General features: G+C 72.3%; 16 protein-coding genes and 1 pseudogene. 10 read left to right on the top strand and 7 right to left on the bottom strand.

Annotation, left to right across the window (positions count from 1 at the left end):
* Positions 1–65: 65 nt before the first annotated feature.
* Positions 66–521, bottom strand: a complete 456-nt coding sequence (locus OG207_RS15420; RefSeq protein WP_329099104.1) for an RrF2 family transcriptional regulator — start codon at positions 519–521, stop codon at positions 66–68.
* Positions 522–777: 256 nt separating this feature from the next.
* Here OG207_RS15420 and OG207_RS15415 point away from each other — a divergent pair, with 256 nt between their 5' ends.
* The 5 genes from OG207_RS15415 (at position 778) to OG207_RS15395 (ending at position 4,934) form a co-directional block, all read left to right on the top strand.
* Entirely contained in the window at positions 778–2,184 is a 1,407-nt protein-coding gene (locus OG207_RS15415; protein ID WP_329099103.1) for a family 2B encapsulin nanocompartment shell protein, read from the top strand.
* Between the two features lie 5 nt (positions 2,185–2,189).
* Positions 2,190–3,233: a family 2 encapsulin nanocompartment cargo protein polyprenyl transferase gene (locus OG207_RS15410; RefSeq protein WP_402697186.1), complete on the top strand. Its 1,044-nt coding sequence runs from the start codon at positions 2,190–2,192 to the stop codon at positions 3,231–3,233.
* A 163-nt stretch (positions 3,234–3,396) separates the two neighbouring features.
* Positions 3,397–3,999 carry a GNAT family N-acetyltransferase gene (locus tag OG207_RS15405; protein WP_329099102.1) on the top strand — a complete coding sequence of 201 codons (603 nt, stop codon included), beginning with the start codon at positions 3,397–3,399 and terminating at the stop codon, positions 3,997–3,999.
* A 107-nt stretch (positions 4,000–4,106) separates the two neighbouring features.
* A complete protein-coding gene (locus OG207_RS15400; RefSeq protein ID WP_329099101.1) occupies positions 4,107–4,694 on the top strand; it encodes a dihydrofolate reductase family protein in 588 nt (195 codons plus the stop codon).
* A gap of 36 nt (positions 4,695–4,730) precedes the next feature.
* Positions 4,731–4,934, top strand: coding sequence for a hypothetical protein (locus OG207_RS15395; protein ID WP_327383332.1), 204 nt, complete (start codon positions 4,731–4,733; stop codon positions 4,932–4,934).
* 1 nt (position 4,935) lies between these two features.
* Here OG207_RS15395 and snpA read toward each other — a convergent pair whose 3' ends face one another.
* Complete coding sequence (gene snpA, locus OG207_RS15390; RefSeq protein WP_329099100.1) at positions 4,936–5,604, bottom strand: snapalysin; 669 nt, start codon at positions 5,602–5,604, stop codon at positions 4,936–4,938.
* Between the two features lie 209 nt (positions 5,605–5,813).
* Here snpA and OG207_RS15385 point away from each other — a divergent pair, with 209 nt between their 5' ends.
* The 3 genes from OG207_RS15385 to OG207_RS15375 all read left to right on the top strand — a co-directional run bounded on the left by OG207_RS15385 (position 5,814) and on the right by OG207_RS15375 (position 8,666).
* On the top strand, positions 5,814–6,749 hold the full coding sequence (locus OG207_RS15385; RefSeq protein WP_189972299.1) for a LysR family transcriptional regulator: 936 nt from the start codon (positions 5,814–5,816) through the stop codon (positions 6,747–6,749).
* 166 nt (positions 6,750–6,915) lie between these two features.
* On the top strand, positions 6,916–7,545 hold the full coding sequence (locus OG207_RS15380) for an RNA polymerase sigma factor (protein WP_329099099.1): 630 nt from the start codon (positions 6,916–6,918) through the stop codon (positions 7,543–7,545).
* Positions 7,542–8,666: a CU044_5270 family protein gene (locus tag OG207_RS15375; RefSeq protein WP_329099098.1), complete on the top strand. Its 1,125-nt coding sequence runs from the start codon at positions 7,542–7,544 to the stop codon at positions 8,664–8,666. The genes OG207_RS15380 and OG207_RS15375 overlap by 4 nt, the downstream gene beginning before the upstream one ends.
* 26 nt (positions 8,667–8,692) lie before the next feature.
* Here OG207_RS15375 and OG207_RS15370 read toward each other — a convergent pair.
* Positions 8,693–9,514: pseudogene (locus OG207_RS15370) on the bottom strand (hypothetical protein).
* A gap of 148 nt (positions 9,515–9,662) precedes the next feature.
* Between OG207_RS15370 and OG207_RS15365 the strand changes: the two are divergent.
* Both OG207_RS15365 and OG207_RS15360 read left to right on the top strand, forming a co-directional pair.
* On the top strand, positions 9,663–10,610 hold the full coding sequence (locus OG207_RS15365) for a DUF4097 family beta strand repeat-containing protein (RefSeq protein ID WP_329099097.1): 948 nt from the start codon (positions 9,663–9,665) through the stop codon (positions 10,608–10,610).
* A 1-nt stretch (position 10,611) separates the two neighbouring features.
* Positions 10,612–11,520, top strand: coding sequence for a PadR family transcriptional regulator (locus OG207_RS15360; protein ID WP_329099096.1), 909 nt, complete (start codon positions 10,612–10,614; stop codon positions 11,518–11,520).
* An 82-nt stretch (positions 11,521–11,602) separates the two neighbouring features.
* On the opposite strand, the gene OG207_RS15355 is transcribed toward OG207_RS15360, so the two are convergent.
* The 4 genes from OG207_RS15355 to OG207_RS15340 all read right to left on the bottom strand — a co-directional run bounded on the left by OG207_RS15355 (position 11,603) and on the right by OG207_RS15340 (position 14,835).
* Positions 11,603–12,166, bottom strand: a complete 564-nt coding sequence (locus tag OG207_RS15355) for a Clp protease N-terminal domain-containing protein (protein ID WP_329099095.1) — start codon at positions 12,164–12,166, stop codon at positions 11,603–11,605.
* Positions 12,166–12,375 carry a helix-turn-helix domain-containing protein gene (locus OG207_RS15350; protein ID WP_030013034.1) on the bottom strand — a complete coding sequence of 70 codons (210 nt, stop codon included), beginning with the start codon at positions 12,373–12,375 and terminating at the stop codon, positions 12,166–12,168. Before OG207_RS15350 ends, OG207_RS15355 begins: the two co-directional genes overlap by 1 nt.
* A gap of 78 nt (positions 12,376–12,453) precedes the next feature.
* The gene (locus OG207_RS15345; protein WP_329099094.1) at positions 12,454–13,416 is read right to left on the bottom strand and encodes a zinc-binding dehydrogenase; all 963 of its coding nucleotides are present in this window, start codon (positions 13,414–13,416) and stop codon (positions 12,454–12,456) included.
* 216 nt (positions 13,417–13,632) lie between these two features.
* Complete coding sequence (locus OG207_RS15340) at positions 13,633–14,835, bottom strand: NAD(P)-dependent malic enzyme (protein WP_384827995.1); 1,203 nt, start codon at positions 14,833–14,835, stop codon at positions 13,633–13,635.
* Positions 14,836–15,200 lie beyond the last annotated feature (365 nt).

Raw genomic sequence — 15,200 nt, 5'->3', positions numbered from 1 at the left:
TTCGTTCGAACTCCCGCCGTTCCGGTCTGGTCGGGCGGCGCTAACCGGCCATGCGGCCGGAGGGGTCAGGGCCCCCCGGATCCGCTCGGCGCCCTGCTCGAAATGCCCAGCAGGAGCGGTCCGGTCGGGGACGCCGCCAGGTCGTTCACCGTGAGCGGGTCCAGGGCGGCGAAGAAGGCCTCCTGGGCCCGGCGCAGGGCGCCGCGCAGTACGCAGGCGCCACGCAGCGGGCAGGGCGAGGTGCCCTCGCACTCCACGACGTCGCCCTCGCCCTCCAGTTCGCGCACCACGCCGCCGACCGGCGCGGCGCGCCCGGCGGCGGTCAGGGCGAGTCCGCCCCCGCGGCCGCGCCGGGCCTCGACCAGGCCGAGGTGTTGCAGCCTGGCGACCACCTTCGCGGTGTGCGTGTACGGGACCTCCATGGTCGCCGCCACGTCGCGGGTGGTCGGGAGGTCCGTTTCCTCGACGGCCAGGCGCATCAGGACGCGCAGCGCCAGGTCGGTGAATCGGGTCAGCCGCATGGGGTCACCGTAGGCAAACTTGCATCCCTGATGCAAGTTAGGTCTCCGTGAGGTTCGCGCGGGACCCCCGCGAGGTCGCGCTTGGCCGAAAGGGGTGGGGTGTGTGGGGCTGGAGAGGCCCATGGGGGAGATGGGCGACCCCAAAGGGTGCCCGCATCCGGACGGAGTAGTCCCACCCTTTTGTGTAATGGTCCCACCACGTTCCGTGCTGAAAGGCTGCTCCCGAAGATCCATGGAGTGATCGAAAGGGAAAGACATGTCGGTCCAGGCAGGTTCCGAGTCCGAGGCCCAGACACCGCAGCGCAGTCTCGGGACGACGGCCGCACGGAACTTGGCAACCACGACCAAGTCCGCGCCGCAGATGCAGGAGATCACCTCGCGGTGGCTCCTGAAGATGCTGCCGTGGGTGTCCGTGCAGGGCGGTACGTACCGCGTCAACCGTCGGCTGAGCTACTCGGTCGGCAACGGCGTCGTGGAGTTCATCAAGACCGGCACCCAGGTCCAGGTGATCCCGGCCGAGCTCGGCGAGCTCCCGCTGCTGCGCGACTACGAGGACCTCGACGTCCTCGGTGAACTCGCCCAGCGGTGCCGACAGATCGACTTCGAGGCCGGCCAGGAGCTGACCTCCTTCGGCAGCCCCGCCGACCAGGTCTTCCTGCTCGCCCACGGCCGCATCGAGCAGATCGGACCCGGCCCCTACGGCGAGGACGCCGTCCTCGGGACCGTCGCCGACGGCGCGTACTTCGGCGACGACGCCCTCGTCGATGAAGAATCGATTTGGGAGTACACCGCCCGCGCCGTCACCTCCGGCACCGCGCTCACCCTGTCCCGGCAGGACTTCCAGCTCCTCGCCGACCGGGTCGAGTCGCTGCGCGAGCACGTGGAGGACGTACGGACCCGGCCCGACCGGGAGACCAACAAGTACGGCGAGGCCGCGATCGAGCTCTCCGCCGGCCACCGGGGCGAGGCCGTCCTCCCCGGCACCTTCGTGGACTACGATGCCCGGCCGCGCGAGTACGAACTCTCCATCGCACAAACGGTCCTGCGGGTGCACAGCCGCGTCGCCGACCTCTACAACCACCCGATGAACCAGACTGAGCAGCAGTTGCGGCTCACGGTCGAGGCGCTGCGCGAGCGCCAGGAGCACGAGATGCTCAACAACCGCGACTTCGGCCTGCTCCACAACGCCGACTACGACCAGCGCATCCAGCCGCACGACGGCGCGCCCGGCCCCGACGACATGGACCAGCTCCTCAGCATGCGGCGCGGCTCCAAGTTGTTCCTCGCGCACCCCAAGGCGATCGCCGCCTTCGGGCGCGAGTGCAACAAGCGCGGCATCTACCCGGAGTCGGTGGACGTCGGCGGCAACCGGGTGCCGGCCTGGCGCGGGGTGCCGATCTTCCCGAGCAACAAGATCCCGATCAGCGACGCCCGCACTACGTCCATCCTGTGCATGCGCACGGGCGAGGACGAGCAGGGCGTGATCGGGCTCCACCAGCCGGGCATCCCGGACGAGATCGAACCGAGCCTGTCGGTCCGCTTCATGGGGATCAGCGAGCAGGCGATCATCTCCTACCTGGTCACCGCCTACTTCTCGGCCGCGGTGCTGGTGCCCGATGCGCTCGGGGTGTTGGAGAACGTCGAGATCGGCCGCTGGCGCTGACCGCCGTGAACGCCATCGCGACTGGTGAGGGCCAGGACGCCGCGGCCCTGTTGGAACGGACGAGAGAAGCGGTCGACCCGCAGCTGCGCCGCACGGTCGAGAGCCTGCCGGGTTCGATGCGACGCGTGGCGATGTACCACTTCGGCTGGGTTCACGAGGACGGCAGCCCCGCCGCGGGCGGGACCGGAAAGGCCATCCGGCCTGCCCTGGTGCTGGCCGCCGCCCAGGCCCTGCGTGGTTCCGGGGCCGGTCCGGCGGACGAGGCCGTACGGGCAGCGGCGGCCGTGGAGCTGGCGCACAACTTCACGCTGCTGCACGACGACATCATCGACAAGGACGTCCGGCGGCGGGGCCGGCCCACGGCATGGACCGTCTTCGGGACGCCGGACGCCATCATCACGGGCGACGCGATGATGGCGCTCGCGCTGCGGCTGCTCGCGGAGGATCCGCATCCGGCCGCCGCAGCGGCCTCGGCCCGGCTCGCGGCCTGTGTCATCGAGCTGTGTGCGGGCCAACAGGCGGACTGCGCCTTCGAACGGCGCCCGCAGGTCTCGCTCGACGAGTGCCTGGCCATGGCCACGGCCAAGACCGGGGCGCTCCTGGGCTGCGCGTGCGCGCTGGGCGCCCTGTACGCGGGGGCCGGGCCGGACGAGGTCGACGCCATGGACTCCTTCGGTCGGGAGGCCGGGCTAGCCTTCCAGCTGATCGATGACCTGATCGGCATCTGGGGGGACCCGGGACACACCGGCAAGCCCGCCGGGGCGGACCTGATCGCCCGCAAGAAGTCCCTCCCGGTCGTGGCCGCCCTCACCTCGGACACCACGGCGGGGAAGGAGCTGGCCGAGTTGTACGCCGGTCCCATGACCGGGGAGGACGTGCGCAGGGCGGCTGACGCGGTGGACCGGGCCGGCGGGCGGGACTGGGCGCAGGCCGAGGCGGCGGACCGGATGGGGCGGGCGGTCCAGCAGCTGTCCCGGGCCGTTCCGGACCTCGGGGCGGCGGGCGGCCTGCTGGCGCTCGCGGAGTTCGTGACGCGGCGCACGCGGTGAGCGCGCGGGGGCGCGAGTAGAGCCGGGGGCCGAGGGGGCGAGGCCCGAGGGGGAGGCGAGGCCCGTTCCGGTACCGCACCGTGCCGGAACGGGCCTTACCGCATGTCCGCGCCAACTCTAGGATCGCTCACGGTTGTTGACACGTGAGTGAAGGGTGTGACCAGTGGCGCTGGAGATACGTCAGGCGGATCAGTCGGACCGGGACGCGGTGGCGGGATTGCTCGACGAGGCCTTCCGCACCGACCCGGTGAGCAGCTGGGTCTTCCCGGACCCGGACCACCGGGCCGCGGTGCACGGGAAGTTCCTGGGCGTCTTCGTGGACGTGGCGCTGGAGGAGGGCCGGATCGACTACGCCGTGGACGGCTCGGCCGCCGCGCTGTGGCTGCGGATCCCGGCCGGTGACCCGGAGGGGGAGCCCGTCGAGGACGAGGTCCCGGCCCGGATGCGGGCCGCGGCCGACCCGGACAACGAGCGGTGCGAGCTGGTCGGGCGCCTCACGGGCGCGGTGCACCCGACGGCGGAGGAGCACGAGTACTTGCTGATGATCGCGGTCGCCCCGGGCCGGCAGGGGCAGGGGCTGGGGAGCGAGCTGATCCGGCCGGTGCTGGAGCGCTGCGACCGCGAGGGCGTGCCGGCGTATCTGGAGGCGAGCAGCGGACGCAGTAAGGGGCTCTACGAACGGCTGGGCTGGGAGTTCACGGGGGAGGCGGTACGGCTTCCGGACGGGCCGCTGATGTGGCCGATGTGGCGCAAGCCGCGGGGCTGAGCGTCGCGGTCCCGTCCGGGGCGATGGTCCTTGCGTAACCACTTCAGGCGAAGTACTTTGTGCGACGTGCCCCGGTGTGGTGGCACTGCCCAGTGGAAGAGAATCGCTTGCGCAAGCTCACGTACTTCATCGCCACGACCGTCGACGGGTTCATCGGTGCCCCGGACGGCGACGGCGATTTCTTCTACGGCCACGTGGACCCCGAGTTCCTCGGGCACCTGGTGGCCGAGTACCCCGAGACCATCTCGGCGCAGGGGCGCGCCCACCTCGGGATCGCCGACGCCGCGCCCAAGCGCTTCGACGCGGTGATCATGGGGCGCAACACCTACGAGCCGGGCCTCAAGGCGGGCATGACCAGCCCCTACGGCCACCTGCCCGAGCAGTACGTCGTCTCGCGCTCCCTCGCCACCGCGCCGGACCCGCAGGTCCGGCTGATCGGCGGCGACCTGGTCGCCGAGGTGCGCGAGCTCAAGGCCCGGGACGGCCTCGGCATCTGGCTCTGCGGCGGCGCGGACCTCGCCACCCAGCTGATCGACGAGATCGACGAGATCATCGTCAAGACCTACCCGGTCTTCGCGGGCACCGGCATGCCGATGTCCCGCGCCGGCTTCGACGTGCGCCTCCTGGAGCTCACCGGGGTCAAGACCTTCGGCGGCGGCCAGATCATCAGCACGTACGCCGTCAGCAGGAGCTGACCCGCCGAACGCACGGAACCGGCCTACCGTGGAGGTATGGCCGGTGAACAGCAGCACCACGCGCACGAGACGGTGGCCCCGCAGGCCGGGCACGAGCAGCAGACGTGCCCGGCGTGCGGGCGCCGCGTCGACACGGTGGTCAGGCGGCGCAAGTCCCTCGGGATCTTCATCCCGGTGTGGGGTCGGGGTCCCTGCCGGAACCCCGACTGCCCCGATCACGCGGATCCCGAGGAGCGGTGACTCAGCCCTTGGCGGCGAGGTCCTTCGCACCCAGACCGGAGGCGAAGCCGTTGGCCCAGAGCTGGTTGACCCGTGCGCGCTCGGCGGAGTTCGGGTTGGCGTTCGTGCACGAGGTGCCCGGGCCGCCGCCCGACATCAGCTCGCTGCACGGACCCGAGTAGTGGTCCGGCAGACCCAGCACGTGGCCGGTCTCGTGCGCCGTCACCCGGGTGGAGTTGTACTGCTGGTTCTGCCGGTAGTCGAGGAAGATGTAACCCCGTCCGTGCCCGTCCGTGCTCGCGTACGAGCCGCGTGAGTCGTTGCCCTCGCGGTACGAGAAGTTCCCGCCCGAGGACACCTCCTGCAACTTGACGTTGGACACCGAGCCGTTCCAGATCTGGGTGGAGCGGGCTATCTGGGTGCGGAAGCTCGGGGCGCTGCGGGTGTTGTACGTGACGGTCACGGCCAGGGCGCCGGGGTTCGCGGCGCGCTGCTCGGCGACCGCGCGCTGCACGGCCTCGAAGAAGGCGGCGTTGGCGGCCGCGTTCTCCGGCGAACGCTCGTAGGTGGCGTAGCTCACGGCGTTTCCGACGGGGGCGGGCGCGGCGGTGGCGGTGGGGACGACACCAAGGGTGGCGGCGAGGCCGAGGCCGACGGTGGTGGCCAGCATGGCCTTACGGGAGTGGCGCATGTGGGGGAGCTCCTACTCGTCCGGTGCGGTGGGGGGTGGTCTTTCGAACCGGAGTCTGCGGGAGCCGAGGTGCCCGGCGGATGATGTCACTCCCCGATAGCGCGGGCCTATCGGGGAGATTTCGGCAGCCCAACTAGCGTGAGAATGGCGGGATTCGGGGGGCTATCGGTGGCTGGTGCGGTCAGCAGGGGGCGGCCTACCCTCGGAGGATGGAGCTTGAGGTCAGGCACCTGCGCGCGCTGTGCGCCATCGCCGACGCCGGAAGCCTGCACAAGGCCGCCCGGCAACTCGGCGTGAGCCAACCCTCCCTGACGACCCAGCTACGCCGCATCGAACGGGCCCTCGACGGCGAGCTGTTCCTGCGCGAGCGGACCGGCTGCCGGCCCACCCCCTTCGGCCGGACCGTCCTGGGCCGGGCCCGCCCGCTGCTCGCCGAGATGGCCGCGCTGGTGGCGGAGGCCCGCGAACTGGCCCACGCATCGCGGCTGCGCATCGGCTCCACCGCCAGCAGCGCGCTGCCGGGCTGGCTGCGGCGGATCCACCGGCGGCTCCCGGACACCGAGACCTCGCTCGTCGTCGACGTCTCCGCCAACGCACTGCTGCGGATGGTGGCCGCGGGACAGCTGGACGTGGCGTTCGTGCACGAGGTGGAGGGCAGTCCGCTGCGGGTGCCGCCCGGACTGCAGATGCACGTGCTGATGGAACGGGAACCGCAGTTCGTGTCGATGTCCCGGGACCATCCGGCCGCCGGGCAGGCGGTGGTCTCCTTACGGGACCTGGCCGCCGACCGCTGGATGGTCGACCCCTCGGTCGACGGTGAGTGGGACGGCCTGCGCCGGGTCTTCGCCGGGGCCGGACTCGACCCGCCGGTGCTCCACGCCGACTACCACACGGCGACCTCGCTGATCATCTCCGGCGAGGCGGTCGCCCCGTGCCAGCCGACCTCCGGGCCGCGCGAAGACATGGCGATCCGGCCGCTCTGCGGGGACCCCCTCGCCGTGCGCCTGCTGCTGGCCACCAGACCGGGCGCGCACGCGGAGGTCTACGAGGACCTGCGCGCCGCCTATCGCGAGGCCGCCCTGCGCACGCCCCCGTACCGGGCCTGGCTCCACCACCACGCGAGCCCGCTGCTGGAGGTGGCCTGACCCGGCGCCCCGGGTCCGCCCCCTCCTAGGCTGTCCCTTCCGGATCGCTGCCCCTTCCGGATCGGGCCGACGCCCCGCGGGCGGCCGTCCGCTCCGCGACGGACGTGACGCAGGTCACGGGAACTCCGCCCCGGGTGCCGGACAGCCGACAGGAGTGACGACAGAGATGCGAACCCGGGTGCGGTCCGGAGATCCGGACGCCTACGCGGAGCTGTTCGACAGCTACGCCCGCACCCTCTACAACCACGCCTTCCGGATGACCGGCGACTGGGCCGCCGCGGAGGACGTCATGTCGGCCGCCTTCCTGGAGGCGTGGCGGCTGCGCGCCGCGATCGACCCCGAAGGCGGCTCGCTGCGGCCCTGGCTCCTGGGCATCGCCACCAACCTCGCCCGCAACCACTGCCGCAGCAACCGGCGCTATCGGGCCGCCGCTGCCGCCGCCACGGCGGCGGCCGGCGCCGCCTCCGTGCCCGACCACGCCGAGGAGGTGGCCGGCCGGTTGGACGACCGGCGGCAGATCGCGGCCACGCTCGGGCAGTTGAGTGCGCTGCGCGGACCCGAGCGCGAGGTCCTCCTGTTGTGCCTGGGCGAGGGACTGGAGTACGCGGAGGTCGCCCGGGTCCTCGGCATCCCGGTCGGAACCGTCCGTTCCAGGCTGTCCCGCGCCCGTACGAAGCTACGCAAACTCGCTGAAACAGAAATGAAGAAGAAAAACCGGGAACTCGCGGCCCGGCCCCGACAGACACATGGCGACCGCACGAACACGGTCCGGTCCGCACAGGAAGGAACCCGATGAACCCCGACCTCTCCCGGCCCCGCCCGGCCGGCCAGGAGGAGCACCCGCTCCTTGCGCCGTTCGCCGAACGGGAACTGCCCGCGGGCCGCCACCAGTTCCACAAGGAGCGCCTGATGGCCCAGATCCACGAAGACCTCCGAGCCGCCGACACCGCCACCTCGGTCCCCGCCCGGACCGCCCCCGCCCGTGCCGCCGGGTCGCGCAACCCGTTCCTGCGCCGGGCGGTCCTCGTGCCCGCCGCCGCCTTCGCGCTGGCCGGAGCGCTCGCCGTCGGCTTCCTCTCCTACGTGGACCGGGGCGCCGCGGACGGACCCGGCTCCACGATCGCCACGGGCCCGGCGCTGACCACCCGGATCGGCACCGCCGACCCCAAGGGGGCGCCGCAGCTCCTGGACCGGATCTCGCTGGCCTCCGCTTCGGTCTCCGGCCCGGCCGTGCGCGCGGACCAGTTCGTCTACATCGGCAGCAAGACGGCCAACACCTACGTGAAGACCGTGGGCAAGAAGAGCACCCTGGTCAGCCTGCCGCTGCACGTGCGCCACCAGTGGAACTCCCCGGACGGCACCAAGGGCTGGCTGATCGAGCCCGGCAACACCGGACCGGAGGGCGTGACCCTGGCGGGCCCCGACGAGAAGGGCAACACCCCGACGCCGTACCTGAACGCGCCCACCTACGACTACCTCGCCGCGCTGCCCACCGATCCCGACGTGCTGCTCCGACGGATCTACGAGGAGACCAAGGGCATGGGCAACGGCCCCGACCAGGAGGCCTTCACCACGATCGGCGACCTGCTGCGCTCCAGCTACCCGCCGGCCGAGCTCACGACCGCGCTCTACAAGGCGGCGGCGAAGATCCCCGGCGTGGTGACGGTCGACGAGGCGGTCGACGCCGCGGGCCGCAGCGGCGTCGCGGTCGCCCGGCTCGACGAGCACTCCGGCCAGCGCGTGGAGTGGATCTTCGACCGGCAGACCCTCACCTTCCTCGGCGAGCGCAGCGTCCAGGTACAGGGCGAGGCCGGCGAACAGGGCCTGATCAAGCCCGGCACGGTCGTGTACACCAGCGCCGTCATGACCCGGACGGTCGTCGACCGGATCAAGGAGCTGCCGCCCACGGCCCCCTGACCCCCCGCCCGGGCCCGGCACCGCCCTTAGGTCGGGTGTCGCGCCCGGGCCCGGTCGTACGCCAGGGTCGCGGTCCCGTGCGCCAGCAGGACCGCACCGGCCGTCGCCCAGCCCGGGCTGCGGCGGCGGACCGCTCAGGCCAGCAGGGGCGCGCCGGCCGCCACGTGGGCCGCGCCCAACAGTCGGGCCCGCGGGCCGCGGACCCACCGGCCGAGCGGGCCCCGTTCCACCGCGTCGAGCTCGGCCCGTACCGCGTCGCGCCAGCCCGACCACTCCAGCGTCTCCACGCCGGGAGCCACCCGGGCCGCAGCCCGCAGCCGGTCGGCCGGTTCGCCCGGGGCGAGCCCGGGCGGCAGGGCGAGTCCGGCGCGCGAGAGCAGGGCGACCAGCGCGAGCAGCCGGGCCTCCCCGTCCACGGCGGGGTCGCTGCCGGGGCGGGTGAGGCGCTCCAGTTCCTCCAGGTCGAGTACGGGGTCCAGGCCGAGCCGCGCCGACAGGGCGCGCATGGCATCGGGCTCGCCGGCCGGGCGCCCGGTCACGTCCCACGCGTAGGAGACGGTCCGCCGGAACCCGCCGGCCAGGGCGAATCCGGTCCGGCCGCCCTCCCACCACAGGCTCAGCACCGGCCGGTCGGTACCGAGCGCGATCGCCGAGCCCCAGCCCGAGAGGACCTCCATCACGGTCTCCGGGCCGTCCCGCCACGGCTTGTCCTCGGGGACGAGCACGCTCCACGCGCCCGCCGGGGCGAGCAGCAGGCGTACGCGCAACAGGTGTGCCGGGGGCCGGACGGCAAGGGGTTCGGCACGGCAGAGCAGCATTCCGCCGGTCGCGGCCCTGGATATTGACATGCGCACACAATAGTGCAAAACACCCCGAACCGTGGGGTTTCGGAAGGGCGCTTGACTTCGTTCAACCGCGATATATCGTGTTAACAGAAGACGCGATATGTTGCGTGCGTCGAGCCCGGTCCGTGAACGCACGAGGAGGATCAGCACCATGGCAGAGCAGTCGCCCGAGTCGTCGCCGTCGCCGTCGACATGGCACTTCGACGAACCGCAGAAGCTCACCTTCGAGGAGCCGGTGACCGAGCTCCGCGTCCGCCTCGTGAGCGGCACGGTGAACGTGGTCGCCGCTGAGGAGGGCCCGGCCCGCTTGGAGGTGACCGAGGTGGACGGGCCGCCGCTGTACGTCGTGCAGGACGGCGGCACGCTCACCGTGTCCTACGAGGACCTGCCCTGGAACGGCTCCCAGGGCCTCAAGCAGTGGTTCGAGACGAAGCCCTGGAAGGCCTGGGCCGGTTCCGCCTCCGGCCGCAAGGCCTGGGAGCGCAGCGTCGCGATCACCCTCACCGTGCCCGCCGCCACCCAGGTCCACGTCGCCGCGGTCGGCGCCGCCGTCTTCGTTTCCGGCATCTCCGGCGGCACCGACGTCAACGGGGTCTCCGGCGACGCCACGCTGGTCGGGCTGTCCGGCCGGGTCAAGGCGCACACCGTCTCCGGCGGCGTCGAGGCCCAGTCCGTCTCCGGCGAGTTCGGCTTCCACTCCGTCTCCGGCGGCCTGACGGTGGTCGACGGCTCCGGCGGCAATGTGCGGGCGGACTCGGTCAGCGGCGACATGCTCATCGACCTCGCGGCGGACCCCGCCGACCCGAAGCCGGTGGACATCTTCCTCAATTCCGTCTCCGGGCAGGTCGCGATCCGTCTCCCGCACCCCGCCGACGCCAAGGTCGAGGCCAACACCGCCACCGGCCGCGTCTCCAACGCCTTCGAGGACCTGCGGGTCTCCGGCCAGATGGGTGCCAAGCGGATCACCGGAACCCTCGGTTCCGGCGCCGGCACCCTGCGGGCGACCACGGTCTCCGGCTCGATCGCCCTGCTGCGCCGCCCGCAGGCCGACGCGGACCGCCCCGCCGCCCCCCTCGCGCTCGACAAGAAGGTGCTCTGACATGCCGCCCGTCTTCGCCCACGGCCGACTCCGCCTGTACCTCCTCAAGCTGCTGGACGAGGCCCCGCGCCACGGGTACGAGGTGATCCGCCTGCTGGAGGAGCGCTTCCAGGGCCTGTACGCGCCGTCCGCGGGCACCGTGTACCCGCGGCTGGCGAAGCTGGAGGCCGAGGGGCTGGTCACGCACGCCACCGAGGGCGGGCGCAAGGTGTACTCGATCACCGACGCCGGCCGGGCCGAACTGGCCGACCGGGGCGGCGAACTGGCCGACCTGGAGCTGGAGATCCGCGACTCGGTCACCGAGCTCGCCGCCGAGATCCGCGACGACGTGCGGGGCGCGGCGGGAGACCTGCGCCGCGAGATGCGGGCCGCGGCGTCGGCGTCGGCGACCCAGGTCGAGGACGAGTCCTGGAAGGCCGCCAAGGAGGACCTGCGCAAGGCGCGGCAGGAGTGGAAGGAACAGGCGCGCCGGGCGAAGGACGAGAGCCGCCGCGCCCGCGAGGAGGCGCAGCAGGCCCGCCGCCAGGCCAAGGAGGCCCAGGAGCGGGCCCGCGAGGAGGTCCAGCGCATCGCGGGCCAGCTCCAGGAGCAGTTCGCCAAGTCCGGCGGCGTCCTGGGCAGCCTGGCCGGAGCCTGGCTCGGGGGCGGTACGCAGGCCACGTCCTCGGCGGGGGCGCCGGACGCGGCGGGGGACACCGACTGGGCGGCGGCGGACGCGGACTGGGCCGCAGACCTGGTGCCCACCGGCGACCCGGCCCGTGACCTGGACCGGCTGCTGGACCGTTTCCGCGACGAGGTCCGCGACGCGGCGCGGGACCGCGGGGTGACCGCGGACCAGGTGGCCGAGGCCCGCGGGCACCTCAAGGCGGCCAGCGGTCGGCTGGGAACCACGTTCGGGGCCAGGTCGTAGCCCGCCCGCGGCGCCGCTGCCGGGGCTCCGCCCCGGACCCCGCGCCTCGAACGCCGGCGGGGCTGGATGAGTGGGGCCGGTGTCAGGCTGCCAGGGCCGTTTCGGCCGTGCCGTAGGTGACGCCGTGGTCCGACAGGACCTCGGAGACGGTGCCGGGGCGGGAGATCAGGGCCAGCAGCAGGTGCAGGGTGCCGATGTGGTTGTCCTTGCGGCCCAGTGCGATGCGCAGGGACTGCTCGAGCACCTTCTTCGCCTCCTCGGTGAAGGGGACGTGGCCGCTCCCGTCCGGCTCGGTGCGCCCCAGGGCCGAGCGGATCGAGGCGCCCAGGGTCCGCCTGCGGGGCGCGGGGGCCGCGAGGGCGCCCGGGCCGTGGGTCTCCTCGATGCGGGAGAGGACCTCGGTGAGGTCGATGCCGAGTCCGGCCAGCGCCTCCTCGTCCGCCCTGGACATACCGCCACGGCGGCGGGCCGCCGTGAGGTCGGCGGCGACCGCCGTGCGGTCCACGCCGAGCGGGTCCAGGACGCCCAGGGCCAGTAGGGAGAGCAGCAGGTGCTCCTCGGTGACGGTGGGGGCCCCGTTCTGCCGGGCCTCGGTCACCGCCCCGGTCACGGTCGACCGGGCGTCGCGGGTGAAGCGTTCGAACATCAGAGCCTCCCGTACTTCTTGTGCACGGCCTGCCGGCTGACGCCCAGCTCGGCCGCGATCTCCTGCCAGGACCACCCCTGCGCGCGGGCGCTGCGTACCTGTACGGCCTCCAGCTGCTCCAGCAGCCTCCGGAGGGCGGCCACGGCACGCAGGCCCACGCGCGGGTCACGGTCACCGGCCCGCTCGGCGAGATCAGTGGCTTCGGTCATGCATGTCAATGTAGGTTGACGCGAGAGGCTCGTCAACCCCGGTTGACATCAAGGAGTGTCGGGGAGCGTCGGGGCGCGTCAGGGGGTGAGGACGATCTTGCCGAAGAGGTCGCCCGCCGCGAGCTTCTCGAATCCCTCCCGCGCCCGGTCCAGCGGCAGCACCTCGTCGATGACAGGCCGCAGCCCGGTGGTCGCGCAGAAGGCGAGCAGGTCCTCCAGCTCGTCCTTCGAGCCCATCGTCGAGCCGACGACCTTCAGCTCCAGGAAGAAGATCCGGGTCAGCTCGGCGTGCGCGGGGCGGTCGCCGCTCGTCGCGCCGGAGATCACCAGGGTCCCGCCCGGGCGCAAGGACTTCACGGAGTGCGACCAGGTGGCGGCGCCCACCGTCTCGATCACCGCGTCCACCCGCTGTGGCAGCCGCGCGCCGGGCTCGAGCGCCTCCACCGCGCCCAGCTCCACGGCCCGCTTGCGCTTGGCCTCGTCCCGGCTCGTGGCGAACACCCGCAGGCCGGCCGCCTTGCCGAGGGCGATCGCAGCAGTCGCGACACCGCCGCCGGCCCCCTGCACCAGGACGGAGTCACCGGGGCGGACCCCGGCGTTGGTGAACAGCATCCGGTACGCCGTCAGCCAGGCCGTCGGAAGGCAGGCGGCCTCCTCGAAGGAGAGTTCGGCGGGCTTGCGCAGCACGTTCCAGGCGGGGACGGTCACCTGCTCGGCGAAGGTCCCCTGGTAGCGCTCGGTCAGGATCGAGCGGGGCTCGTCCGGGCCGACCCCGTGGCCGCTCTGGCCGATCACGGAGTGCAGGACGACCTCGTTGCCGTCCTGGTCGATCCCGGCGGCGTCGCAGCCGAGGATCATCGGGAGTCTTTCCTCGCCGAGGCCGACTCCGCGCAGCGACCACAGGTCGTGGTGGTTGAGGGAGGCGGCCTTGACGTTCACGGTCACCCAGCCGGGCCTGGCCTCGGGGGCCGGGCGGTCGCCCAGCACGAGGCCGTTCAGCGGCTGGTCACGGTCGATTCGGGCGGCGTAGGCAGCGAACATGCGGCGACGCTACCGCTCGGTAGGGCCCGGTTCCAGACCTCCCGCGACCGCACGGGTGAGGTCTTCGTCGCACCCGGCCCGGCCGGGGCCCGCGGGCCTCTGCCTTTCCGTGCCGCCCGGGCGCCGCGCGGAAGGGCGGCGGAACGGCAGAGGCCCGGCCGGAGGGGATCCGGTCGGGCCTCTTGACGTACTGCTCAGGTGCGGTCAGGTCCGGTCTCAGACGAGGCGGGCCACACCGTCGGCCTTGGCCGCGGCGGCCACGGCCGTGGCGACGGCCTCGGCCACGCGCTCGTCGAACGGCGACGGGATCACGTAGTCGGCGGCGAGCTCGTCACCCACGACACCGGCGATGGCGTCGGCGGCGGCGATCTTCATGCCCTCGGTGATCCGGGTGGCGCGCACCTTGAAGGCACCCGCGAAGATGCCCGGGAACGCCAGCACGTTGTTGATCTGGTTCGGGAAGTCCGAACGGCCCGTGGCCACGACCGCCGCGTACTTGTGCGCGACGTCCGGGTGGACCTCCGGGTTCGGGTTGGCCATGGCGAAGACGAACGCGTCCTTCGCCATGGTGGCCACCGCCTCCTCGGCGACGGAGCCGCCGGAGACGCCGATGAAGACGTCCGCGCCGTTCAGCGCGGTCTCCAGGGAGCCCGTCTGGCCGGTCTTGTTGGTCAGGCCCGCGATCTCCGCCTTGACGTCCGTCAGGTCGGAGCGGTCCGCGGACACGACGCCCTTGCGGTCGGTGACGCAGACGTCGCCGATGCCCGCGTCCACCAGGATCTTGGCGATGGCGATGCCCGCCGCGCCCGCGCCCGAGATCACGGCGCGCAGGTCGCCGAGGGTGCGACCGGTGAGCTTGGCGGCGTTGCGCAGCGCGGCCAGCGTCACGATGGCCGTGCCGTGCTGGTCGTCGTGGAAGATCGGGATGTCCAGCGCCTCCTGGAGGCGGCGCTCGATCTCGAAGCAGCGGGGCGCCGAGATGTCCTCCAGGTTGACCCCGCCGAAGGACGGGGCCAGACGGATGACCGTCTCGACGATCTCGTCCGTGTCCTTGGTGGCGAGCGCGATCGGAACCGCGTCCACACCACCGAACTGCTTGAAGAGGATGGCCTTGCCCTCCATCACGGGGAGGGAGGCTTCCGGGCCGATGTCACCGAGGCCGAGCACGGCCGTGCCGTCGGTGACGACGGCGACCACGTTGGACTTCCAGGTGTACTCGTTCACCAGCTCCGGCTGCTCGGCGATGGCGGTGCACACCTTCGCCACGCCCGGCGTGTACGCCAGGGACAGGTCGTCCTTGTCGTTCACCGGAACCGTGGCCTGGATGGCCATCTTGCCGCCCCGGTGCAGTGCGAACACCGCGTCGGGGTTGTTGTCCGTCGCGCTGTCGCTGCGAGGGTTGACGATCTCCGCTGCCACTTCGTGTGACCCCTTAATTCCTTTTGTTCGTTGAGGGTGGCCACTCCTGGTTAAGGGGTGGGCGGGCACCGCGTCCGTACTCCGCGTCAACGGTTGGCCCGTCTCCGCGAAGGGGAGGTTCGTACGCGCGGGCGCGCCGCACGCGCGCCCTGAGCCCCGGATGAGGGGTGTAAGGATCTGTTCTACCCGAAGAACGCTCGCCCAGACGAGTCGATTCCCGCTCAACTGTAGGTCCCCTGCCCGGCTTTTGGCGAAAAGTCCAAACCTTGCCGTCCAGTGGGCGAGACGCCCCGTAGAAACTGCGGCAAAAACAGCAGGTCACAGCAGTATCTGCGGCCTCGAACCCCGTTCTCCGCAGTCCTGTT

This window comes from Streptomyces sp. NBC_01439, from assembly GCF_036227605.1.
In the GTDB taxonomy this organism is placed as follows: Bacteria; Actinomycetota; Actinomycetes; order Streptomycetales; family Streptomycetaceae; genus Streptomyces.
Note: the sequence above shows the minus strand (reverse complement) of the source record. Positions and strands in the feature narration are given on the sequence as shown.